The organism is Streptomyces albipurpureus (assembly GCF_023701525.1).
GTDB classification, from domain to species: domain Bacteria; phylum Actinomycetota; class Actinomycetes; order Streptomycetales; family Streptomycetaceae; genus Streptomyces; species Streptomyces albipurpureus.
The window spans coordinates 1-375 of record NZ_JAMQAW010000097.1; the positions used below are offsets into that span (position 1 = coordinate 1).

At 67.7% G+C, this 375-nt stretch carries 1 pseudogene; it reads left to right on the plus strand.

The features are described from left to right. Positions 1-375: pseudogene (locus NBG84_RS38195) on the plus strand (2-oxoacid:acceptor oxidoreductase subunit alpha); the annotation flags it as partial.

The following is a 375-nucleotide window of genomic DNA, read 5'->3' on the forward strand; positions in this document are numbered from 1 at the left end:
AAAAGTTCCTGCGGACGAAGTTCGCGAAGAAGCCCCGGATCGCGGAGGCGAACATCGCCGCGTTCCGCGCGGGCTGGAACTTCGGCGAGACCACCGAGGACTTCGCCGTCTCCTACGAGATCGCCCCGGCCACCGCCGCTTTCCCCCCGGGTACCTACCGCAACATCTCCGGGAACCTCGCCCTGTCGTTGGGGCTGATCGCCGCCGCCGAGCAGGCCGACCTCCCCCTCTACCTCGGCTCCTACCCCATCACCCCCGCCTCCGACATCCTCCACGAACTGTCGAAGCACAAGAACTTCAGGATCCGCACCTTCCAGGCCGAGGACGAGATCGCCGGTATCGGCGCGGCTCTGGGCGCGGCGTTCGGCGGGCAGT